Annotated in this window: 3 protein-coding genes (2 of these 3 only partly in view); all 3 read right to left on the reverse strand. The window is 75.7% G+C overall.

Going from position 1 to position 24,695, the window contains the following annotated elements:
* Tightly spaced (each overlapping or abutting the next), the 3 genes in view from ACZ6MA_RS07375 to ACZ6MA_RS07385 form a layout consistent with a single transcriptional unit that may run on beyond the window.
* On the reverse strand, nt 1-11,512 hold the 5' portion of the coding sequence (locus tag ACZ6MA_RS07375) for an L-histidine N(alpha)-methyltransferase (protein ID WP_469431800.1). The gene continues 7,976 nt to the left of window position 1, outside the view; only the first 11,512 of its 19,488 coding nucleotides appear in the window; it begins with the start codon at nt 11,510-11,512; its stop codon lies off the left edge, out of view.
* Entirely contained in the window at nt 11,512-16,224 is a 4,713-nt protein-coding gene (locus tag ACZ6MA_RS07380) for an amino acid adenylation domain-containing protein (RefSeq protein WP_469431801.1), read from the reverse strand. Before ACZ6MA_RS07380 ends, ACZ6MA_RS07375 begins: the two co-directional genes overlap by 1 nt.
* Nucleotides 16,221-24,695 carry the 3' portion of an SDR family NAD(P)-dependent oxidoreductase gene (locus ACZ6MA_RS07385; RefSeq protein WP_469431803.1) on the reverse strand. The gene runs 4,728 nt beyond the window's last position, so 8,475 of the gene's 13,203 nt are visible here — the last part of the coding sequence; the start codon falls outside the window, past its right edge — the gene reads right to left on this strand; the stop codon is at nt 16,221-16,223. The genes ACZ6MA_RS07380 and ACZ6MA_RS07385 overlap by 4 nt, the downstream gene beginning before the upstream one ends.

Raw genomic sequence — 24,695 nt, forward strand, 5'->3', positions numbered from 1 at the left:
GCAGGACGGCGAGGACGGGGTTGCCGTCGGCGCGGGCGCGGCTGAGCCGCTTGAGCACGACGGCGCCGACGCCCTCACCGCGTACGTATCCCGCGGCGTCCTTGTCGAAGGCCCGGCCCACCCCGTCGGGGCTGAGCATGCCCGCCCGTTCGAGGGAGGCGAAGGTCAGGGGCGACAGCATGAGGCTGACGCCGCCCGCGATCACCGTGTCGCAGTGGCCGAGCCGCAGTGCCTCCGCCGCGCGGTGCAGGGCCACGAGCGAGCTGGAGCAGGCCGTGTCCACGGGTTCGCTGGGGCCGCGCAGGTCCAGGTGGTAGGAGACGCGGTTGGCCAGCATGGACGGGGTCAGGCCGGTCGAGGAGTACGCGTCGGTGGCCGTGCCGGAGCGCTGTACCAGTTCGGCGTACTCGGACGAGCCGACGCCGACGAACAGTCCGGTGTCGGTGCCGGCGAGGCCGGCCGGGTCGATGCCCGCGTCCTCCAGTGCCGTCCACACGGTGCGCAGCAGCAGCCGCTGGCGGGGGTCCATCCACCGGGCCTCGCGCGGGGAGATGCCGAAGAACAGCGGGTCGAAGCGGTCGATGTCCGGCATGAAGCCGGCCCGGGTGATCCGGGTCCGGTCGGGGTGGTGCGCCGGGTCGCCGTAGTGCGCGCGGCTGTCCCAGCGGTCCTCGGGCACCTCGGTGAACAGGTCGCCGCCGCGCTGCAGGCCGGACCAGAACGCGTCCAGGTCCCGGGCGCCGGGCAGGGTGCCCGCCATGCCGACGATCACGACCGGGTCGTCGGCGGCCCGGGCGTCCGCCGCGGGGCGGACCGGGGCCGGGTGGGTCGAGGCGGGGTGGGCCGGGTCGGGGCCGGGCTCGGCCGGGGCCGCCGCGGCGACGGCGTCGGGGTGTTCCCGTTCCAGCCACTCGGCGAGCGCCGCCGGGGTGGGCGTGGCGAGCAGCTGGTCGGGCCCGACGGGCACGCCGAAGGCGTTCGCGACGTCGTCGGCGAAGCGGATCAGGCTCAGCGAGTCCAGGCCGTGTTCGTGGAAGGAGCCGGCCGGGTCGAGGTCGGTCACCGGGTAGCCGCTGACCGTGCCCAGCAGCCGCAGCAGGGTGTCGAGGGAGCGGGCGGGACGCGGGCGGGCGGTCCCGGCCGGGCCGGTCGCCAGGGCCGGGGCGGCCGGGGTGACGGCGTCGATCCAGCAGCGGGTGCGGGCGAACGGGTAGCCGGGCAGGGACAGCGGGCTCACCGGACCCTGGTGGGCGGCCGCCCAGTCGAAGACCTCGCCCGCCACCCAGCGGCGGGCCACGCCGTCGGGGTCGGCCGGCGCGGGCACGGTGGCCGTTCCGGGTTCGGCGGTCACCACGGCGGTGTGGCCGGCGGGCCGGCCGGCGAGGAACGCCTCGAGTGCCTCGGTGAGTTCTCCCGCCGACCGCGCGACGACGGCGAAGCGGTGGGCCAGGGGCTCCCGGCCGGTCTGGAGCGTGTACGCCAGCCGGCCGAGGTCGACGCCGGCGCCGCCGGCGCGTCCGGCCAGCTCGCGCAGGGTCGTCCCGCCGTGCACGGTGCCCGGGCGGACGAAGTCGCCGAGGCCGATCAGCCGCACCATGGTGGCCGGGTCCAGGCCCAGTTCGTCGAGCGGTTCGTCGACGGCCGTGACGGGGACGCCGGCCGCGGTGGCGATGTCCTGGGGGTCGGCACCGGTTCCGGCCGTCCGCAGCCAGGTCAGCATACGTTCGACGACGCGGCGCAGTGCCTCGGCGTCGCGGGCGGAGAACGGGAAGACGGCCGGTCCGCCCGTGGCGCCGGGCCGGGTGTCCTGCCGGTACTCCTCGACCACCAGGTGGGCGTTGGAGCCGCCGGCGCCGAAGGCGCTGATGCCCGCGCGCAGCGGCTCGGCGCCCGTCCAGGGGGTGAGTTCCCGCTGCACGCGGAACGGCACCGCGCTCCAGTCGACGGCCGGGTTGAGGCGCTCGGCGTGCAGCGACGGCGCCAGCTCGCGGGCCCGCATCTGCAGCAGGACCTTGGTGAGGGCGGCTATGCCCGCGGCGGATTCCAGGTGGCCCACGGAGGACTTCACCGAGCCGAGGGCGACCGACCCCGCCGGCAGGTCGCCGAAGGCCCGGACCAGTCCGGCCACCTCGGTCGGGTCGCCCAGCGCGGTTCCGGTTCCGTGTGCCTCCACGTACGAGACGCTCGCCGGGTCGACGCCGGCTCCGCGCAGCGCCTGGGCGATGACCTCGCCCTGGGCGCCGGGGTTCGGGACGGCGTAGCCGCCCGTCTTGCCGCCGTGGTTGACGGCCCCGGCGAGGATCACGCCGAGGATCCGGTCGCCGTCGCGCTCCGCCGCCGCCAGCGGCTTGAGCAGGACGGCGCCGACGCCTTCGCCGGGCACCATCCCGTCGCCGTCGGCCGCGAAGCTGCGGCACCGGCCGCTGTCCCCGGTGAAGCCGCCGGCCGCGAGCTGGCGGTACTTGCGCGGGTGCGGGGTGAGGTTGACGCCGCCGGCGAGCGCGTAGTCCGCCTGGCCGGCCGCCAGGGCCTCGCAGGCGAGGTGGATGGCCGTGAGCGACGACGAGCACATCGTGTCGACGGCGAGGCTCGGCCCGTTGAAGTCGAAGAAGTAGGAGACCCGGTTGGCGATGGAGGCGTACCCCATGCCGCCCGCGAGGCCCCGCTCGTCCTCGAACAGCTGGTAGTGGCCGTACATGACGCCCGTGTACACGCCGACGCGGCTGCCGCGCAGCCGGGCCCGGGTGTAGCCCGCGTCCTCCAGCGCGTGCCAGGAGGTCTGCAGGAACAGGCGTTCCTGCGGGTCGGTCAGTTCGGCCTCGCGCAGCGACATCTGGAAGAAACGGGGGTCGAATTCGTCGATGCCGTCGAGGAAGCCGCCCCAGCGGCTGGTGCTCTGCCCGTCCGCCGTCAGGGTGGCGGGGTCCCACCGGTCGGCCGGCACCTCGCGCACGCAGTCGCGGCCGGCGCGCAGGTTCGCCCAGAACGCGTCGGGGTCGTCGGCCAGCGGGTAGCGGCCGGCGACGCCGATGACCGCGATGCGCCGGTCCGCCTCCGCGGCGGGCTCCGACGGACGGTCGGAGGCGCGCACGGCCGGGTGCGCGGCCACGGCGGGCTCCCGTACGGCGGGCTCCGCCGCGGCGGGCGCCTCGGGCAGCAGGGCGCGCACCTGGTCGGCATGCCGCTCGACCAGGTAGTCGGCGACCTCACGGACGGTCGGATACTCGAAGAGCAGCGTCGCGGGCAGCTCTCCCACGCGCTCGGACAGCAGGTCCACGATGCGGGCCACGGTCAGCGAGTCGACGCCGAAGTTCTCGTACGTCTCGTCGAGCCAGAGCCGGTCGCGGGGGACCTGGAGGATCTCCACGAAGGCGTCCTTGACGTACTCCCGGGCGGCCTCCACCAGCGCGTCGGCGTTCTCGCCGGACGGCGCCGGGGGCGCCGCATGCGTGGCGGCCGGCGCCGGCTCCTGGGCCCGCGGGGTGACCGCGGCCGTCGTGGGGTGGGCCGCCGGGGCGGTGCCCGGTGCCGTCTCCGCGACCACCACGTGCTGGCTCAGCCCCTCGTCGGCCGGCAGCGCCCGGCTGCGGGCGAAACCGGCGAGCGCGAGGGCCTTGCGCCAGCCGGGCGCGGAGAGCAGCGGGGAGCCGGGCAGGCGCAGTTCGGCGTCCTGGTGCAGCCACCAGCCGTCGAGCAGGCCGAAGGTGAGCGTGGCGGTCAGGACGTTGCTGCTGGCCTCGTTGAGGACCAGCCGCCCGCCGGGCTTGAGCAGCCGGGCCACCGCACGCAGGGTGTGCAGCAGGTCGGAGGTCGCGTGCAGGACGTTGGCCGCCACGACCAGGTCGGCGCTGCCGGGCTCGAACCCCTGGGCCACCGGGTCGCCCGAGATGTCGAGCTGCTGGAAGCGGACGTAGGGGTGCGTCGCGGCGAACCGCTGCTTCCCGTTCTGCAGGAAGGCGCGGGAGATGTCGGTGTAGACGTAGGTCACGTCCGCGCCGGTGGCGTCGAGCGCCGGGAGCACGCTGGCGGTGGTGCCGCCGGTGCCCGCCCCGATCTCGACGATGGTGACGGGGCCGGTGTGGCCGGACAGGCCGTCGGTGACCGCGCCGACCACGAGTTCGTTGGCGCGGTCGACGACCGGGCTGCCCCGGTAGGCGCCTTCGACGAGGGCGGTCGAGCCGCCCGGGAACATCACGTCGGTGGCGCGGACGCTGCCGCGCATCACCTTGAACAGGTTCCGCATGCACGGGAGCAGCAGCCGGTCGAAGCGGTTCAGCGCCGGCTTGGCCTCGCAGAGCGCGACGAGGTCGCCCTCGGGGTCCTCGGGGCTCTGGCGGCCGGCGGGGGTGAGGTGCCCGCCGTCGTCGTTCAGGTAGCCCGCCTCGGTCAGTTGCCGCAGCAGCTCGGCGAAGAGCCTGCCCTGGGCGGGCAGGACGCGCAGTCGCTCCGCGAGGGTCGCGGCGGTCCACCGCTCGCCCCGGCCGAGGAACACGCCCTCCTGCCGGAAGAGCGTCCACAGCCAGCCGCACATGACCTCGGTCAGCCGGGCGTCGTCGGCCTCGGTGAGCAGCCGGGCGACCGGGGGGAGGGCCGTGAGCGACGGCACCAGGGACGTGTCGTCCGAGGGTGCCCCGGCGGTCGCGTCGGGGTGCGTCCGGTTCTTCGGGGCGGGTTCCACGCCGACGGCGGCGAGGGCGGAGGCGTCCGCCTTGACCACGATGACCTGCCGGTCCGGTCGGCCCAGCACGGCGTGCACGGCGGCCATTCCCTCCTCCGGGGTGATGGAGTGGATCCCGGTGGCCGCGAGCCGGCTGCGGTGGCGTTCGTCGGCGACGATGCCGACGGTTCCCCAGTAACCCCAGTTGATCACGGCGACCTTGGCGCCCAGTACCCCGTCGAGGTGGTGGGCGAAGGCGTCCTCGAAGGTCGAGCCGGCCGCGTAGTTGCCCTGCCCGGCGCTGCCGGAGAGCGCGACCGCCGAGGAGAAGAACAGGACGAAGTCCAGGTCGGCCGCGCCGTCGAGCGCGGCGTGCAGGGCGACGGAGGTGCGGGTCTTGGCCTCCAGGACCGAACGGAAGGTCTCCTCCGTCATGGTGGCGACGGTCTGGTCCCGCAGGACGATCGTGGCGTGGAAGACGCCGTGCGGGGCGCCGTGCTTCGTGCGCGTCCACGCGACCGCCTCGTGCAGGGCGGCGGGGTCCGTCGCGTCGGCCCGGCGGTAGGAGACCAGGGTGCCGCTCGGGTCGATGGCGCGCAGCCGGTCCCGGCGGGCGGTGTCCAGTTCGCCGCGGCCGAGCAGCACGACCTTCGCCCGGTACGTGCGCACGAGCCAGTCGGTGAGTTCGAGGCCGATGCCGCCGGCCCCGCCGAGGATCAGGTAGGTGCCGCCGTGGCGGATCCGCTCCTGGGCGGGCGTGGCCGGGGCCGGGGCCAGCCGGCGGTGGTGGAGCACCCCGCCGCGCAGTGCGTACGGGCCGCCGGCGGGGACGTCGAGGACGGCCGCGGACGGCCGGTCGGCCGACGAGCGGTCGACGACGGCCACGCGCCAGCGCGGGTGTTCCTGGGCCAGCGACAGGGCGAGGCCGTGCAGGCTGGCCGCGTACGGGTTGCCGACCGGCTCGGCGGCCGTGGCGAGCGCGTCCTCGGTGACCACGGTGAGCCGGACGGAGGAGCCGAGCCGCTGCAGGACCTTGGCGAGCCGGAACAGGGTGAGGACGCCCCGCTCCTGGGCGGCTTCGAGGGCGTCGACGTCGTCGGTCCGCGCGCCCCCGCCGGGGCCGAGGAGGATGACGTGGTCGGGCCGGCCGGTCGCGGTGGCGACCCGGTCGTGGTCCAGTTCGACGACGGTGCCGCCCAGGCGTGCCGTCAGGGCCGCCGCCAGCTCCGCGGACTCCGGGCCGCGGACCAGCCAGGTGGTTCCGCCGGCCGGGGCCGGCTCCGGCGCGGACAGCGCGGACCAGCGCGGCACGTACATCAGCTCGTCCGCCGACACCGCCGGCACCGCCGCCGCGGCCTGCGGGGCCGCCGTGCCCGGGGCGGGCCGCAGCGACAGGTCCCGCAGCCGGGCGCTGACGCGTCCGGCGTCGTCGGTCAGGGTCAGTTCGTAGCGGTCGGCGCCGACGGTCCGCACGTGCGCGTAACCGAGGTCCGTCACCGGGGCGAAGACCTCGGCGGCGGTGAGGGCGAAGGGCACCATGGCGGGACCGGCACTCCGGTCCCGCAGCACCGCGAACGCGTGCAACGCGCCGTCGACCAGCGAGGGGTGGAGGGCGCAGCCGTCGAAGCGGGCCGCCTCGGCGGGGAGCCGCAGCCGCACCAGGGCTTCGCCGTCGCCCACGGCGACCCACTCCACGGCCCGCAGGGCGGGGCCGTAGACCAGCCCGGCCGCGGCGAGGTCCGCGTAGATGGCGGCGCCCTCGTGACGCCGGCTCAGCCGGGCCCGGAGGGTGTCGATGGCGAGGGTTTCCGGGGCGTGCGCGGGCAGGGCGTCGACGCGGCCCTCGGCGAGCAGTTCGCCGTCACCGTCGCGCAGGTCGAAGACCAGGCCGTGGTCACCGCGGCGCAGCCGGGTCCTGGCCGCACGCTCGGTGCCGGCCACGACGAGGGGGCGCAGCCACCGGACGTGGGCCAGCGTGATCCGCTGCCCCGCCCCGGCCGCCTCGGCCGCCGCGCGGGCCATTTCCAGCACGGCCGCGGCGGGCAGCAGACGGATGTCGCCGACCCGGTGACCGTCGATGTAGGGGTGGTCGGGGCCGAAGACCGTCCGGTAGGTCAGCCCGTCCAGGCTGTCCGCCGGGTCGACCTCGTCCAGCAGCGGGTGCCCGGCGCGGGGCGCGGCCTGGACCGGGCCCGGCTGCGCGGGCGGCGACCAGATGGTGTCGGTGAGCCAGCAGCGCAATTCCTCGAACGGGTAGCCGGGCAGCGGTACGCGCCGTCCTCGCGTCTCGGGCCAGTCGACCGTGGCACCGGCGGCCCAGGCGGCGGCGATGTCCGCCGGGGCGGTGCCGGCGGGCGCCGCGGCGCGGGACGCCTTGCGGCCGCGCGCGCTGCCGGTCCAGACGCCCTCCGGGTCGCTCCCGCGCAGTCTGGCCACCAGCTCGGTGACGGTGGAGGCCGACACGACCATCCGGTCCGCCCACTCCTCACGTCCCCGCTGGAGCGTGAACGCCACGTCCGCAAGGCGCGGGCGCGGGTCGCTCTCGAGGGCGTCCGCCAGTTCGGCGGCGAGCACCGGCAGCCGCTCGGGTGCCTTGGCGGAGAGGGGGAACAGCCACGGGCCGTGCTCGTCGTCGTCCGCCGGGTCCGCCGCGCTCGGCTGGTACTCCTCCACGACGAGGTGGGCGTTGGCGCCGCCCGCGCCGAAGGAGCTGATGCCCGCCCGCCGGGGGGTGCCCGCGCTCCGGGGCCACGGGGCCAGGTCGCGCTGCACGCGCAGCGGGGTCGAGTCGAAGTCGATGTTCGGGTTCAGCGGGTCCGCGTGCAGCGACGGCACGAGTTCGCCGTGCCGCATCTGCAGCAGCACCTTGCACAGCCCGGCCATGCCGGAGGCGGATTCGAGGTGGCCGACGTTGGACTTGACCGAGCCGATCGGCAGGGTGCGCGACGACGGGACGGCCGTGCCCAGCGCCCGGGCGAGGCCGCGGATCTCCACCGGGTCGCCGAGGGCGGTGCCCGTGCCGTGCGCCTCCAGGTAGCCGAGCGACGCCGGGTCGACGCCGGCCTGCTCCAGTGCCTGGGCGACCAGCTCGCCCTGGGCGACGGGGTTGGGCACGGTGAAGCCGTTGGTCCGGCCGCCGTGGTTGACGCTGGAGCCGAGGATGACGCCGTGGATGTGGTCGCCGTCGCGGACGGCGTCCGCCAACGGCCGCAGCAGCACCGCGCCGACGCCCTCGCCGGGCACGTAACCGTCGCCGTCCGCGCCGAAGCTGCGGCACCGGCCGTCGCTGGAGGTGAACTGGCCCTGGCCCAGGAAGCGGTACTTGTACGGGTGGGCGTGCAGATTGACACCGCCGGCGACGGCCAGGTCGGTGTCACCGGCCCGCAGGTCGCGCACGGCCAGGTGGATCGCGGTCAGCGAGGAGGAACACATCGTGTCCACGCCCAGACTGGGGCCGGTCAGGCCCAGGGTGTACGAGACGCGGTTGGCGATCGACGCGTGCGAGGAGGCGCCGATCCGGCCGTCCTCGGCCTCGTGCAGCTGGTACAGCCCGTACATCGCGCCCACGTAGACGCCGACGCGGTGGGCGCGCAGGTCGGCACGGGTGCGGCCGGCGTTCTCCATGGCGTGCCAGGCCGTCTGGAGGAACAGCCGCTCCTGCGGGTCGATGATCTCCGCCTCGCGGGGCGAGACGCCGAAGAACAGCGGGTCGAACTTGTCGATGCCGCGCAGGAAGCTGCCCCACCGGCTGTAGCGGGCGGCGCGGTCGGCGGGGGTGGCCTGGTCGTAGTCGCGCCAGTCCCAGCGGTCCGCCGGGATCTCGGTGACCAGGTCCCGGCCCGCCCTCAGGTTGTCCCAGAACGCCTCCAGCGTGTCCGACTCGGCGAACCGCGCGGCGACGCCCACGATGGCGATGGCCATGGGGCCGGGCGGGGCGGGGGCGACGGCCGCCGGCGTCACCGTGGCGGGAGCCGCGGCGACGGGAGAGGGCGCGGGGGCCGCGACGGCGGGCGCGGGCGTGGGGGCCACGGGCGCGGGGGCGGCGGGCGCGGGAGTGGGGGCCTCGGCCGCGGCCGTCAGTTCCGTGATCCGGGCGCCGTGGTGCTCGGTGAACCAGTCGGTGAGCGCGCGCAGGTTCTGGTACTCGAAGAACAGCGTCTTCGGCAGCGACCCGAAGTGCTCCTCCAGCCGCCGGGTCAGGTCCATGATCAGGAGCGAGTCGATGCCGTACTGCTCGAACGCCGTGTCGGCCTCGATCTCCTCCGGCGGGAAGTCGAACACCTCGGCGAGCACCCCGCGCAGGAAGTCCTCGGCCGCGCCCTCGGCCGCCGGTTCCGCGCTCACCGCACCGGGCCGTGCCGGCTGCGCGGCCGGTTCCGGTGCCGGCGCGTCGAGTACCTCCCGCAGGCGCGCGAGGTTGCCGTGCGCGACCAGGACGTGGTCGCCGTCGTGACCCAGCGCCCGGTCGAAGGCGGTCAGCGCGGCGCTCGTCGGCAGGGCCACCAGCCCGACCTGACGGGCCATCCGGGCCGCCGTGGCGTCGTCGGCGTCGACGCGTATGCCGCCGTCGGCCCACAGCGACCAGAGCACCGAGAGGCTGCGGCCGGGCCGGTCGCTGTCGCGCCGCCACGCGGTGAACGCGTCGAGGAAGCGGTTGGCGTAGGCGTAGTCGGTCTGCCCGGGGCTGCCGGCGGCGCCGGACATGGAGGAGAAGGCGACGAAGAAGTCCAGCGGATCGTCCGCGGTGGCCCGGTCCAGCTCCAGGGTGCCGCGCACCTTGGGCGCCAGCACGGCGGCGCTCTCCTCGTCGGTCTTGCGGATCAGCAGCGCGTCGCGGGTGGTCCCGGCGAGGTGCAGCACACCGTGGATCGGTCCGAACGCGGCGTGGACCCGTTCGACGAGGTCCGCCGCGGCGCCCGGGGCGCCCAGGTCCGCCTGCAGGTAGTGCGCGTCGAGACCGGCGGCGCGCAGGGCGGCGAGGTCGGCCGTCGCCGAACGCCCCGTCAGGACGTAACGGGCGGTACCCCCCAGGTGGGTGACGAGGTGCCGGCCGATGGCCCCGGCACCGCCGGTGACCAGCACGGTGCCGCGCGGTGCGAGCGGGGCGGCGGCCGGCTCGACGCTCTCCCAGCGCGGGACCTGACGGCCGTCGGCCGTGTAGCGGACCCGGAATTCGTGCGGGCCGCGTGCCTCGGTGGCGACGGCGTCGGCGAGGGAGGCCGTGCCGGGCTCGATCACCGCGACGCGGAACTCCGGGTGCTCGTGGAAGAGGGAGCGCGCGAACCCGTCGAGGGCGTACACCCGCGCGTCCTCGGCCCCGCCCGTCGGGCGGAAGACGTGCAGCACCCGCACCGGCCGCCGGTCCGGCTGCGCCGACCAGGCGCGGAAGAGCCGCAGCAGTCCGGGCAGCGGGTCGCCGTCCACGGCGCGTACGACGAGGAGTTCCTCGGCGCGGGGGAAGAGGGCGTCCTCGGTGGTCCGCTCGGCGCCGGGGAGGGTTCCCTCGCCGAGCAGCACCACGCACGCGGCCCGGCCGCCGACCGGGGCCGGGGCCTGCCGCCAGCGCTGGGCGAGCAGGTGCGTGGCGACGGTGTCGTCCAGGTGGGCGGCGCCGTCGACGGCCCGGGTCACGACGGCACGCAACCGTACGCACACCCGGCCCTCCGCGTCCGCGAGGGCCACGTCGTGGCCCGCCGGGGTCCGGACGGCGTGCACATGGCCCCGCTCGGGCAGCGGGCCGAAGATGTCGACCGCGTCCACGGAGAACGGCAGCTGCCGGGCGCGCGGGGCCGAGGGGTCCGCGTCGGTCCACAGACAGACCTGGAGCATCGCGTCCAGCAGCGACGGGTGCAGGGTGAAGTCACCGAAGGGCAGGTCGGCGGCGGCCGGGACGGCGACGTCCGCGAGGGCCTCGCCCGGCGCGGACCGCACCGACCGCAGGCCCTGGAGGCTGGGGCCGTAGCCGCCGCCGAGGGCGGTGAAGACGGCGTAGCACTCGTCGGCCGACGCCGTGCGGGGCAGTCGGGCCCGGACGGCGTCCAGATCGATGAGCGGTGCCTCGGGCCGGGCGTCGAACCGGAGGGTGCCCGTGGAGCAGAGCGCGCCCTTGGCCGTGCCGTCGGCCCGCCGTACCTCGTAGGACACGCCGTCGGTGGCCTGTTCGAGGTGCAGACGCACGCGCACGGCCTCGTCCTCGACGAGCACGGGGCGGGCCCACAGGACGTTCACGATGCCCGTCGGGGTGCCGTGTCCCCGTCGCTCGGCGGCGGCCACGGCGAACTCCAGCGCCGCCACCGCGGGCAGGATCCGGACCGGGCCGAGGGCGTGGTCCCGCAGGTAGAACTCGTCGCCGGTCAGCAGGCGTTCGACGGGGCCCTCGGACAGGCCGGCGGGCGGGTTGATCCAGTAGCGGCGGGTCGGCCGGGGCGGGTGGGGCAGCGAGAGCCGGGCCGGGCGGCCACCGGGCAGCTCCGGCCAGACGACGGGACGGCCCGCGACCCAACTCCGGGCGGCCTCGGCCAGATCGTCCGTGGCGCCGGGGCCCGTGCCGCCCGGGTCCGTGGCGACGGGGTCCTTGGGGTCCGTGGCGGCGTCCGCCCGGGCGGTGCCGGTCAGCACGCCCTCGCCGTCGCGCAGCCGCGCCGCCAGCTCCCGGGTGCTCGTGGCGACCACGGCGAGCCGCTCCCGCAGTTGTTCCCGGCCGACCCGCAGCGTGTGCGCGACGCCGTCGAGGGAAGCCGTGGGGTGGGCGTCCAGCCAGGCCGCCAGCTCGGCCCGGTACCGGTCGAGCTGTTCGCGGCCGTCGGCCGACAGCACGATCAGTCGAGCGGTCTTGTGCTCGGTGTTACCGCTCATCAACGCTTCCCCGCCTCTTCCACTACCACGTGCACGTTGCTGCCTCCCATACCGAACGAGCTGACGCCGGCGCGGGCCGGCTCGCCGTCGGGTGTTTCCCATGCCTGTGTTCCGGTCTGGAGCCGGAACGGACTGCCGGCGAGGTCGATCATCGGGTTCGGTACCCGCAGGTCCACCAGGCCGGGCAGCGTGCGGTGCCGCATCGCCAGCAGGACCTTCACGATGCCGGCGACGCCGGCGGCGGCCTCCAGATGGCCGATGTTCGTCTTGACCGACCCGATGCCGGTCCGGCCCGGGACGACGGGGCTCCCCCAGTCCGTGTGCAGCCGGCCGAACGCCTCCTTGAGGGCGTCGATCTCGATCGGGTCGCCGAGCGAGGTACCGGTGCCGTGGGCCTCGATGTAGCCGATCGTGCCGGGCGCCACCGCGGCGGCCCGGTGCGCGGCGAGCACGACGTCGCGCTGTGCCTGGGGGTTGGGCACCGTGAGCGAATGGGTGTGCCCGCCGTGGTTCTCCGCCGAGCCGATCAGCACGCCGTGCACCGGGTCGCCGTCGGCCAGCGCCCGGTCCAGCAGCTTGAGTGCCAGGAGCACCACGCCCTCGCCCCGGCCGTAGCCGTCGGCACGCTCGTCGAACGTCTTGCAGCGGCCGTCGGGGCTGAGCATCCCGGCGCGGCGCAGCCCGGTGAAGCCGTGCGGTGACAGCAGGAGGTTCGCCCCGCCGGCCAGGGCCAGTTCGCAGTCCCCGAGCTGGAGGGCGCGGGCCGCGCGGTGCACGGCGACGAGCGAGCTGGAGCACGCCGTGTCGAAGACGGCGCTGGGGCCGTGCAGGTCGAACACGTAGGAGATGCGGTTGGCCGCGATGGAGGCGACGTTGCCGATCAGGAAGTGGTCGCCCATCTCCGGGGAGCCGGGGCCGAGCAGGCTCAGGTAGTCCGCGCCGCTGAGGCCGACGAAGACGCCGGTGCGGCTGCCGGCCAGCGCCGCCGGGGCCTGGCCGGAGTCGAGCACCGCCTCGTGCGCGGCGTGCAGCAGCAGCCGCTGCTGCGGGTCCATCTGCGCCGCTTCCCGGGGCGAGATGCGGAACAGCGGCGCGTCGAACGCGTCGACGTCGTCGACGAAGGAGCCCCGGAAGCGCTCCGGGAAGACCTGTGCGGAGAAGCCGCGTTCCATCGGGTAGGGGCGGGTCAGGTCGCGGCCGGCGGCCAGGTGGTCCCAGAACTCCTCCAGGGTGCCGGCCGAGGGCAGCCGTCCGCCGATCCCGATGACCGCGACGGGCGGGTAGCCGTCCACCGCGGCGGCCGGGGCGGGGGCTGCGGCGCGCGCGGCGGCCACCGGGGCGGCCGGGGCGCACGCCTCGGGGTGCGCCGTGGCCAGGAAGGCGGCCAGCGAGGTGAGATCGGGGTGGGCGTAGAAGACCGTCGGGCGCACGGTGATGCCGAACCGCTCCCGCAGGGCCACCGCCAGCCGGGTGAAGCCGATCGAGTCGAAGCCCGACTCGCCCAGCGGCCGGTCGACGGGGACGTCCGCCACCGGCAGTCCGGCGACACCGGCGGTCGCCTCCCGCAGCCGGGCCAGGAGGTCGCCGTCGTCCGCCGGGGGCCGGGCCGTCCGCACCGGACTCGCCGCCGCTTCCCCGGTGCCGTCACCGTGGCCGAAGCGGCGCAGCAGTTCGTCGACGGGGAGGGCCGTCAGCGGACCGGCGTCGACCTTCGCGTTGGGGGTCAGGGGGAACCGCGCCAGGGGCACGGTGCGGGAGGGCACCATGTAGTCGGGCAGCCAGGCCGCCGCCTGCCGGACGGCGGCAGCCGCGGCGTCCGGGGAGGCCTCGGCGGTCGTCACGAAGGCCACCAGGCGCGGCTGGCCCGGGAGGTCCTCGCGCACCACCACCCGGACGTCGTCGATCTCACCGGTGCGGCGGACGGCGGCCTCGATCTCCCCGAGTTCGATGCGGTGGCCGCGCAGCTTCACCTGCCGGTCGGCCCGCCCGAGCAGCACCATGTCGCCGGTGGCCGACCAGCGGGCCAGGTCGCCCGTGCGGTAGAGCCGTTCCCCGGTCGACGGGTCGCTGACGAAACGCTCGGCGGTCAGCTCCGGCCTGCCGCGGTAGCCGCGGGCGACGCCGTCGCCGCCGATGAGCAGTTCGCCCACCGCGCCGAACGGCACGGGGGTGCCGTCGGGGCCGGCGGTGCGGAAGGTGGTGTTGGCGATCGGGGTGCCGACGCTGACGGGCCGGTTGCGGCGGACGCGCTGCGTGGAGGACCAGATGGTCGTCTCGGTCGGCCCGTACATGTTCCACAGTTCGTCGCACCGGTCCAGCAGCCGGTCGGCGAGTTCGGCGGTCATGGCCTCCCCGCCGCACAGCAGCTTGCGCACCCGTCCCGTCCACCCGGCGTGCAGCAGCATCTCCCAGGTGGCCGGCGTGGCCTGGACGATCGTCGCGCCCGAGTCGTCGAGCAGTTCGGCCAGGGCGAACCCGTCGCGCACCGCGTCGGCGGGCGCGATGTGGACGGTGGCGCCGAGGGTCAGCGGGAGCAGCAGTTCGAGGCCCGAGATGTCGAAGCCCGCGGTGGTCACGGCCAGCAGCGTGTCGTCCTCGGCGCAGCCGGGGCTTCCGGCCATGGCGGTGAGCAGGTTGACCAGGTTGCCGTGGCTGATCTCGACGCCCTTGGGCTCCCCGGTCGAGCCGGAGGTGTAGAGCACGTAGGCGAGGTCGGTGTCGCGGCCGGCGACCGGGCCCGCCTGGGGGGCCGGGGGGACCGGGTCCGCCGGCCCGGTGGTGGTCAGGGGGATGCGCGCACCGGGTGTGCCGTCGGGCAGCCGTCCGGCCAGGTCCGGGTCGAGGACCACGGCCGCGAGTCCGGCGTCGGTGGCGATGTGGGCGAGTCGGGCGGCCGGGAAGTCCGGGTCGAGGGGGACGTATGCGGCCCCCGCGGCCTGGACCGCGAGCAGTGCCACGATCAGCGCGGCCCGGCGGCCCACGAGGACGCCGACCAGGTCGCCGCGGCGTACGCCCCGGGCGGTGAGGACCTGGCTCAGGGCGTGCACCCGCCCGGAGAGTTCCGCGTAGGTCAGCGTTTCCGTGACGTCGACGACGGCGGTACGCTCCGGGCCGCTGCGCGCGCGGGCGAGCACCAGATCGGCGGCGGTGACGTCGCGCGGCCGTTCGGCCCGGGTGGCGTTGACCCGTTCGACGGTTCGCCGTTCGGCGGCGGAGGCGAGCGCGAGGTCGCCGACCCGCCGGGCGGGGTCGGCCGTCACCGCGTCCAGCAGCAGCCGGTAGTGCTCGGCCAGCCGCTCGACGGTGGGGCGGTCGAACAGCTCCGGGTCGTACTTGACGTAGACGTGGGCGCCGGTGCCGCGTACGACCACCTCGACGACGAGGTCGTTCTCGCCCTCCTGGGTCAGGTCGAGCGCGTCGCGGAAGACGGTCTGCCCGGCCGCCATGTCCTGGTCGCCGCCGACGCCCTGCTGCATGTAGAAGCCGATGTCGAAGCCGGCCTCGCCGTCCGAGGTCCGGCGCAGGTCGTCGACGACGGACGCGAAGGGGTAGGCGCTGTGGTCCTCGGCCTCCGCCATCCGCGTCTGGACGGCGTCCATGAGTTCGGTGAAGGGCCGGTCGGGGTCGCAGTCCAGGCGCAGGACCACCGGGTTGATCAGATAGCCCACGGTGCGGTCGAAGCGCTGCGCGGGGCGGCCGTCGGTGGGCACCATCACGCTGATGTCACGGTGCCCGGAGTGGCGCTGCAGCAGCGCGGCGAAGGCACCGAGAACGACGCTGAACGGGGTCAGCCGGGCGGCGCGGGCGGTGTCCCGGACCGCGGTCCAGGTGGCCTCCGGCAGCCGCAGCTGCACCATCGCGCCCTCGGCGTGCGAGGCCGGGCCGACCCGGCGGCGGTCGGCGATCGCGTGCAGCACGGGTGCGGTCGAGGCCCCCGCCAGGCGGTCGAGCCACCACCGCCGGTGCTCCTCGGCCTCGGGGCCGGCGAGCATCGTCCGCTGCCACCGTACGAACTCGGCGTAGGGCGCGGCGGGTTCGACGGGCGGCAGTTCCCGCCCGTCGGCGAGGGCGTCGTGGCAGGCGACGATGTCGCGCAGCAGGAGGTGGCTGGAGACGCCGTCGGTGATCAGGTGGTGGAACACCAGCAACAGCAGGGTGGCACCGCCGGGCGCCGCGATGATCCACATGCGGTGCAGCGGGTCGTCTTCGAGGTCGAAGGGGTGGCGCACCAGATTCCGCACCCGGGCGGCGAATTCCCCGTCGGTCACCTGGGTGAGGTCCAGCCGGGTCACCTCGGCGGGGCGGTCGGTGACTTCCTGCACCGGTCCGGTGGCGTCCAGCCGCACGGTGACGCGCAGCTGCGGGTGGCGTCGCACCACGGCGGCCAGTGCCTCGGCGAGCCGGTCCGGGTCGATGCCGTCGCCCAGCCAGAGCCCCAGCGGGAGGTTGTACGACACGGCCCGCGGCTGGTCGGCGTGGATCGCCCACAGGGCGGCCTGCCCCCGGCTGAGCGGGTACGGGCCCGGCTCGGGCGCCGGCGTCATCGCCGGTACGGGCGTCGGTGCGGACGTCGGTGCCTTTTCCGGCACCGGTATGGATGCCGGGAGCGGTGTCGAGGCCGGCATCAGGCCCCGCAGCAGGGCCTCCGCCACGTCGTCGGACACCTCGCCGGTGGCGATCGCCGCCAGCAGCTCGCGCAGTTCGGTACTCATCGGCCCGTTCCCCCCTTCAGTGCGGCCAGCGCGTCGTCCACCCGGACGGTGCCGTTCCGCAAGCCCGCCAGCAGCGCCGCTACCCCGTCCGGGGCAGGCTCGGCGGCCGGTTCGGGGGCCGGGGCCTGAGCCGGCTCGCCCTGCGGGTGACCCGGCAGCGGCCCGTACGCCTCGAACACGGCACGGGCGACCGCCCGCACCGTCTGCGCCACCCCGAACATCCGCGCCGGGATGTCCACGCCGTAGTCGGCGCCGAGGCGGCGGCTCAGCCGGCGCAGACCGAGGGAGTCCACGCCCGCGTCGGACAGCACCCGTTCGACGGGCAGCCGGTCGGGTCGCATCCCCAGGTGCGCGGCCAGCAGCCCCCGCACGTGCTCGCGGACGACGCTCTCCGGGTCACCGTCGGCGGGCGCCGCCTCCGCGGCCGGCCGGGTGGGCGCCGTGACGGCTTCCGCGCCGACGCCGCCGTCGGTATCCACCTCGGCACCGGCGTCCGCATCGGCGTCCGCACCGGCACCGGTCCCGTCGGTCGCGGTATCGGCGATCAGGCCCGCCTCCGCGGCCTGGACGGTGTCGAACCGGGCTCCGGGGGTGAGCCAGTAGCTCTCCCGGGCGAAGGGGTAGGTCGGTGCGGGCACCCGCCGGGGTGCCGCTCCCGGATACAGCTCCGCCCAGTCGACCGGGGCTCCGCCGACCCACAAGCGGGCGACCTTGTCCAGGCGGCCGGCGTCCACCACGGCCCGCAGGTACCGGTGCCCCTCGGACCCCTCCAGCAGGAGGGCCGTGGTGGTGTCCCGGCCGTCCCCGGCGAACACCCCGGGCGCGTCGGCGCCGGACAGCCAGGACTCCAGGGCCGCCACCAGGGCGCGCGGCGAGTCGGCGACGACGGCGAGGCGCTCGGAGAACGCCTCCCGCCCGGTGCGCAGCGTGTGGGCGAGGGCGGCCGGGTCGACCTCCTCGTTGTCCCGGGCCCAGTGGGCCAGGCGCCGGGCGTAGGCCCGCAGCCGCTCCGGGTCCTTCGCAGACAGCACGAACAGCTGGGCGCCGGCCGGTCCGGCGGCCGGTGTCTCGCGGTACTCCTCCACCACCACGTGCGCGTTGACCCCGCCGAGGCCGAAGGAGCTGACGCCGGCCCGCAGGGGCGCCTCGGCGCCGTCGGGGGTGCGGACCCGCCGCCAGGGCTCGCGCCCGCCCAGCACCCGCAGCGGGCCGCCGTCGAGGCGCAGATGCGGGTTGAGGGTCTCCAGGTGCAGGTTCCCCGGGATCTCCCGGTGCCGCATCGCGAGCAGGGCCTTGATGAGGCCGGTGACCCCCGCGGCCGCCTCCAGGTGGCCGGTGTTGGTCTTCACCGCGCCCAGCGCCACGTGCTGCTCCGTGCAGACGGCCCCGTGGTCGGCGTACAGCTGCGCGAACGCCGTCTTCAGCCCCTCGACCTCGACCGGGTCGCCGAGTTCGGTACCGGTGCCGTGCGTCTCGACGTAGGTGACGGTCCGCGGGTCCACCCCGGCCCGGCGGTGCGCCTTGACGACGCAGGCGGCCTGCGCGTCCGGGTTCGGCGCGGTCAGCGAGTTGGTGCGGCCGCCGTGGTTCACGGCACTGCCGCGCAGGACGGCGTGGATGACGTCACCGTCGGCGATCGCCGCGTCGAGGCGCTTGAGCACGACCACGCCGACGCCCTCGGCGCGGGCGATGCCGTTGGCGCGCGCGTCGAAGGTGCGGCACCGGCCGTCCGGGCTCAGCATGTCGGCCTGGCTCATGTCCACGAACAGCGTGGGTGAGGTCATGACGTTGACGCCGCCCGCGAGCGCCACGTCGCAGTCGCCGAGCCGGATGGCCTCGGCCGCCCGGTGGACGGCGACGAGCGAGGACGAGCAGGCGGTGTCGAGCGTCTCGCTGGGGCCGTGCAGGTCCAGCAGGTAGGACAGCCGGTTGGACATGATCGCGTGGGCCCTGCCCACCGTGCTGTACCCGTCGAGCGGGACACCGAGGGCGTGTTGCAGTTCGAAGTAGTCGTAGGTGCTGCTGCCGATGAAGACGCCCGTGTCCGTGCCGGCGAGCGCGGACGGCCGGATGCCGGCGTCCTCGATCGCGGTCCAGGCGGTCTCCAGCACGAGACGGTGCTGGGGGTCCATGGCCACGGCCTCGTGGGGCGAGATGCCGAAGAACTGCGGGTCGAACAGGTCGACGCGGCGCATGAACCCGCCCCACTTCGCCGTGGTGCGGAACTCCCCGGGCTCGGGCTCCCCGTGCAGCCGCCGCCAGTCCCAGCGGTCGGCCGGGATCTCGCCGACCAGGTCGTCACCCGCGATCAGGTGCTCCCAGAACTCGTCCAGGCCGTCGGAGCCGGGGAACAGGCCGGCCATGCCGACGACGGCCACGGCGGCGGGATCGCCGGTGAAGGCCGCCGGGGCGGTCGCGGCGGGCTCCGGGGCCGGTGCCGGTGCCGGTGCCATGGGGGTGGCGGCCGGCTCGGGGGCGGTGACCGGTTCCGGGGCGGTGGGTGCCGCCGGAGGCGCGGTCGTGGCCAGGTGCGCCGCGAGGGCCGGGCCGTGGTGGCGCAGGACCTTGTCGATGAGGTCGTTCGCGGTGGCCACCCCGAAGAACGCGGCGGGCGTCAGGTCGAGGTCCCAGCGGGCGTTCACCTGGTGGCTCAGCCTGGTGTACATGATCGAGTCGAAGCCGAAGCGGCTGAGCGGGTCGTCCGGCGCCAGCTCGCCCGGGCGGATCCCGGCCACCTCGCGCAGGAGGGCCAGCAGTTCGTCGGCCGCGGCCGCGCGCCACCCCTCCCCGGCGGGCGCCTCGGTCACGGCTCCGGGCACGGGGGCGGCCGCGGGCGCTGCCGCGGGCACCGCTGCGGGCTCGGGCACGGGCACGGCCGCGGGCCGTCGCGCGTCCGTGCCGGGCACGGGGACGCCGATGCGGGCGAGGAAGTCCTCCGTGCCCGAGACCACTGCCACCTGAACCTCCTGTCGGCCGAGCACCTGGCTCAGCGCTTCGAATGCCGTCTGCGGGGCGAGCGGGTGGACCCCCGCGGCGCGCAGCCGGTCGCGGTGGCGCTCGGTGAGCGCGGAGCCCGCCCAGGCGCCCCAGTTCACGACCCGGACGGGGTAGGGCAGCCGTGCGGCGAGCGCGCGCCCGACGGCGTCCTGGGCGGTGCATCCCGCCGCGTAGGCGGCCTGTCCGGGGTTGCCCAGGAAGGACTGGACCGAGGAGAAGACCGCGAGGAAGTCGAGCCGCCGGTCGCCCAGCGCCTCCACCAGCGCCGCGAGGGTCCGGGTCTTCGCGGCCAGGCCCCGGGTGAACCAGCTCTCGTCCATGGCCGCCAGCGACCGGTCGCTCGGCACGGTCACCGAGTGCAGGACGCCGTGCACGACGCCCACCCGGTCGAGAACGGCCCGCAGCTCGGCCGGTCGCGCGGCGTCCGCCCGGTGGACCTCCACCGAGGTGCCCGTCGGGTCGATGGCCCTGATCCGGGCGGCCTTGGCCGCGTCGGGCGCGGAGCGTCCGACGAGGACGACCTTGGCGCGGTGGAGCCGCACGAGCCGCTCGGCGACGTCGAGTCCCACGTCTCCGGTCCCGCCGACGATCACGTAGGTGCCGCCGTCACGCAGGACGGGCGCGGCCGGCGCCGTGCCGTCGAGGGGTTCGAGCACCTCCCCGTACCACTGCCCGGCGCGCAGCGCGTAGTCGCCGGGGACGGCGACACGGACGACGGCCGGGTCACCGGCGCCGATGTCGACGGTGCTGACCCGCCAGCGTTCGCACTCGTGCCGTACCGACCGGGCCAGTCCCCGCACGGCCGCGGCCATCGGGTCGGTGAGCGGGGAGTCCACCTCGGTGGCCTCGCGCGTCACGACCGTCAGGGAGAGTTCGCCGGCCGCGGCGGGCCGCGACTGGAGGTGGCGGACGATCCGGAACAGTTCGAGGACTCCGGCCTCGCCCCGCACCACGGCGTGGACCGCGGCGGGCGTGGGCAGCGGCTGGAGCGGCGCACCGTCGACCCGGTGGACGTCGGTGGCCGGGAAGTCGTCGCAGCCGAGCACCCAGACCGGGCCGGTGACCGGGCCGGGGGCCGCCATGCCGGCGAGGGGCCGCAGGCGCGGCGCGTACAGGCCCGCCGGGGCGGTGGGGGCCGTCTCGGGGGCCGGGTCGTGGGAGCCGACCCAGCAGCGGCGGCGTTCGAACGGATAGGTGGGCAGCGGGATCAGCGTCCCGCCCTGCTCCCAGTCGACCTGCTGCCCGGCGACCCAGCGGTCGGCGGGCGCGGTGCCGTCGGGCCGGGCCAGTGCGGGGTGGTCCGCGCCCTCGGCGGCGGCGGCGAGCGCGGCGGCGAGCGTGTGCCGGTCGCCGGCGGTGACCGCCAGCCGTTCGGCCATGGCGTCCCGGCCGTGCTGGAGGGTGTGGGCGACGTCCCCCAGGTCCGGTGTCCGGTCCAGGGCGGTGCGCAGCGCGGCCGCGTAGCGGCGCAGGGCCTGGGGGGTGCGGGCCGAAAGGGGGAACACCCAGGGGCCGTGCGGGCGTTCGGAGGCCGGCGCGGGCTCGGCCTCCTCCAGGACGACGTGGGCGTTGACGCCTCCGTAGCCGAAGGAGCTGACCCCCGCGCGCCGCGGCCGGCCGGCCGGGCGCGGCCATGCCCGTGCCGAGCGGACCAGGTGGAAGGGGCTGCCGTCGAGGCGCAGGTGCGGGTTCTGCTCGCCGAGGCCGGCGACGGGCGGCAGCATGCCGTGTTCCATGGCGAGGAGCACCTTGATCACCCCGGCGGCGCCGGCGGCGGATTCCAGGTGGCCGATGTTGGCCTTGACCGCACCGAGCGCGCAGAAGGGTTCGGCCGGCGCGGGTCCGCCGCGTCGGTCCAGCAGCTCGTCGAAGGCCAGCCGCAGCCCGTTGATCTCGACCGGGTCACCGAGTTCGGTGCCGGTGCCGTGGGTCTCCAGGTAGCCCACCGTCGTCGGGTCGGTGCCGGCCCGTTCGTGGGCCCGCACGATCATCGCCGCCTGGGCGGCGGGGTTGGGGGCGGTCAGCGACCGGGCCCGGCCGCCGTGGTTGACGGCGGTGCCGCGCAGCCAGGCCCGCACGCGGTGCCGCCGGGCCAGGCTCGCGCGGGTCAGGACCACGAGGCCGAAACCCTCGCTGCGGACGAATCCGTCCGCCTCGGCGTCGAAGGTCCGGCACCGCCCGGTCGGGCTGAGCATGCCGGTGCCGCCGAGCAGGACGTGGTTGTGCGGCGACAGGATGAGGTTGACGCCGCCGGCCACGGCGATGTCGCACTCCCCCGAGCGGATCGCCTCGGCGGCCCGGTGGATGGCGACGAGGGAGCTGGAGCAGCCCGTGTTGACCGGTTCGCTCGGCCCGTGCAGGTCGAGCAGGTAGGAGATCCGGTTGACCAGGATGGAGTGGGTGGTGGCGGTGGCGGCGTGGGCGTCGACCGGCACGTTCGCGGCCTTCCGGACGTCCTCGTAGTCGCTCGATCCGGCCCCGATGAACAGACCGACGTCGGAGCCCGCGAGCGCGCCCGGTGCGAGCCCGGCGTCCTCCAGTGCCGTCCATACGCCTTGCAGTACCAGCCGTTGCTGGGGGTCCATGCCTTCGGCCTCGTGCGGTGAGATGCCGAAGAACAGGGGGTCGAACATGTCGACGTCGTGGACGAAGCCGCCGCGGTGGGCGGGGACGCCGTCGGGGAGCGCGCGGGGGTCCCAGCGGTCCGCGGGCACGTCGGTGACCAGGTCGTCACCCGCCACCAGGTGCTCCCAGAACTCGTCCAGGTCGCGGCTCGCGGGCATCCGCCCGCTCATGCCGATGAGGGCGATCGCCTCAGGCTCGGTGGCGGGCGCGGCGGGCTCGGCGGGTGTGGCGGGTGCCGCCGGGGCGGGGGTCCGCTCCGGCCGGTGTCCGGTGACGGCGGAGGCGGCGGGCGCGGGGGCGGTGGCGGGCACCGGGGCGGTGGTGTGCCGGAGTTCCGGGTAATCGCGTACGAGCCGGTCGGCCAGGGCCCGCAGCGTGGGCGTCTCGTAGAACAGCGCGGGGGTGACGGACAGGGTGAACTCGTCGTTCAGCCGGCTCGCGAGAAGGCTGTAGCTGACCGAGTCGAACCCGTAGTCCCCGATGGCCCGGTCGAGGTCGAGGTCGTCGCGGGGGATGCCGGAGGCTTCCGAGGTCAGGTCCAGGAGCGCGTCGGTGAAGTCGGCGAGGGGCGCCCCGGGGGCGCCGTCGGGCGTCGCCCCCTCGTCCGCCCTGGCCACCAGGATGTGCTGGAAGTTGCGGGTGCTCTCGGCGGAGCCCGGCATCGCGGACACCGCGTCGTAGCCGACGCCGGTGAGCAGATCGGTCCAGCCCGGCACGTCCAGCAGCGGTGAGCCGGGCAGGCGCAGTGCGGTGTCGGTGTGGGCCCACCAGCCGTCGAACAGCCCGTAGGTGAGCGTGGCGGCCAGGGTGACCGTGGTCAGCTCGTTGAGCAGCAGTTCGCCCCCGGCGCGCAGCACTCCGCGCAGATGACGCACGGCCCGGCCGACGTCGGAGGTGGCGTGCAGGACGTTCGCGCCGACCGCGAGGTCGAAACCGTCCGCCGGGAAGCCCTGGGCGACGGGATCGGTGTCCAGGTCCAGGCGCTTGAACCGCAGGAAGGGGTACCGCTCGCCGAACTCCCGTCGGCCGTGGGCGAGGAAGGTGACCGACAGGTCGGTGTACCAGTACTCCACCCGCTCGCCGTAGGGGGCCAGCGCGCGGAGCAGCCCGGCGGACGTGCCGCCGGTGCCCGAACCGACCTCCAGGATGCGGACCTTGCCGTCGGCGGGCAGCTCCGTCAGGCGTCGCTCGACGTGCGCGACGAGGTGCCGGGTGAGCAGGTCGTTGTAGAGGTCGCTGATGGGGTTGCCCCGGTAGACGCGTTCCATGAGGGAAGTGCCGGAGGCGGGGAAGAGCAGTTCGGTGGCGAGGAGTTCGCCCCGCAGCAGTCGCGGGTAGTGCTCGACGCACAGGGCCAGCAGCCGTACGAAGACGGCGGATTCGGGGTGGGCGTCGGCCAGCTCGCCGAGCCGCCGGAGGTGTCCGCCGGCGCGTGCCTCGGCCAGGGCGTCCGGGGCGGGGCGCAGGTGCCCGCCGTCGGCCTCGATCAGACCCGCCTCGGTGAGCATGTCCAGCACGGTGCGCAGCAGTCGCTCGTACCGGGGGGTGACCCCCACCCGGCGGGAGATCTCCCGGGCGTCCGGGTCGGGGCCCCGCCAGGCGCCCAGGTCGTCGAGCAGGCCGAGCAGGGCCTTGCCCGCGATCGTCGTCATCTGCCGGTCGAGCGCGTGGAATTCCTCCACCACGCGCAGGTCCTCGGTGGTCAGCCGGCCGCCGGTCGGTGTCACGTCGGTGCTCTCCGTTCTCGTCGCTCCCATCCGTGTCCGCAAGGCCTCCGTGCCGGGCACCACGACCGCCTGCGGTGCCGGCTGCCGGAGTGCCTCGACGAGCGCGGCGAATCCGGCCTCGGGTGTGATGGACCGGAAGCCGGCCGCGGCCAGGCGGTCGCGGTGGGTGTCGTCGGCCACCGCGCCGACCGTGCCCCAGAAGCCCCAGTTGACCGCGCGCACCGGGTAGGGCAGGCGGGCGTCGAGCGCGTGGGCGTAGGCGTCCAGGAAGGTGGAGCCGGCCGCGTAGTTGGCGAGGCCGGGGTCGCCCGTGAAGGACTGCGCGGAGGAGAAGAACACCAGGAAGTCCGGGTGGTGGCCGCGCAGGGCGTCGACGAGGGCCGCCGCGACACCGGATTTGGCCGCGAGGCTCTCGGCGAGGTCCGCGTCCGAGAGGTTGCGTACCAGCCGGTCCCGCTGGACGAGCGCCGCGTGCACGACGCCGTGCACCGGGCCCGTCTCGTCGAGGACGGCGGCCAGTCGGCGGGCGTCGGTCGCGTCCGCCCGCACGTAGCGGATCCGCTCCCCCAGGCCGGTGCCGGGCAGCTCCCGGCGGCCGACCAGGACGATGTGCGCGTCCCAGTCCGCGACGAGTCGCCGGGCGATCGCCAGGCCGATGCCGCGGGCACCCCCGATGATCACGTAGGTGCCGCCGCGGCGGAGCGGCACGGGGCCGTCGGCGGGCGGGGCGGGGCGCAGCACCTGGGTGTGGCGGACGGCTCCGGTGCAGGCGAGCCGGGTGCCCCGGGGCGCCGCCGTCACGAGGTCGGCCGATGTGTGGGCGGGGTCGAGGTCGACGGTCGCGACGGACCAGGCGGGGTGCTCGTTCTCCAGGACCCGGGCGAAGCCCACGATCCCGGCGGCGTACGGATCGCTCACTTCGCGGCCGGGGGGCGCGGCGGCGCCGGTGGTGACGATCACCCAGTCGAGTGCGGGCAGGCGGGACCACACGCGGGCGTAGCGGGCCAGTGCCTTGACGCCGGTGGTCTCGGCGCCGGTGACCCGGTCCGTCTCCGACGCGGCGGCGTCCGTGGCACCGGTCAGGACGTAGACCAGCCGGGGCGTCACCTCCACGGCCGTCCC

Source organism: Streptomyces sp. NPDC042259 (genome assembly GCF_055582085.1).

What these genes read in the sequence shown, in the direction of transcription:
- ACZ6MA_RS07380 (WP_469431801.1), bottom strand. Translation starts at nt 16,224, where the DNA reads ATGAGTACCGAACTGCGCGAGCTGCTGGCGGCGATCGCCACCGGCGAG.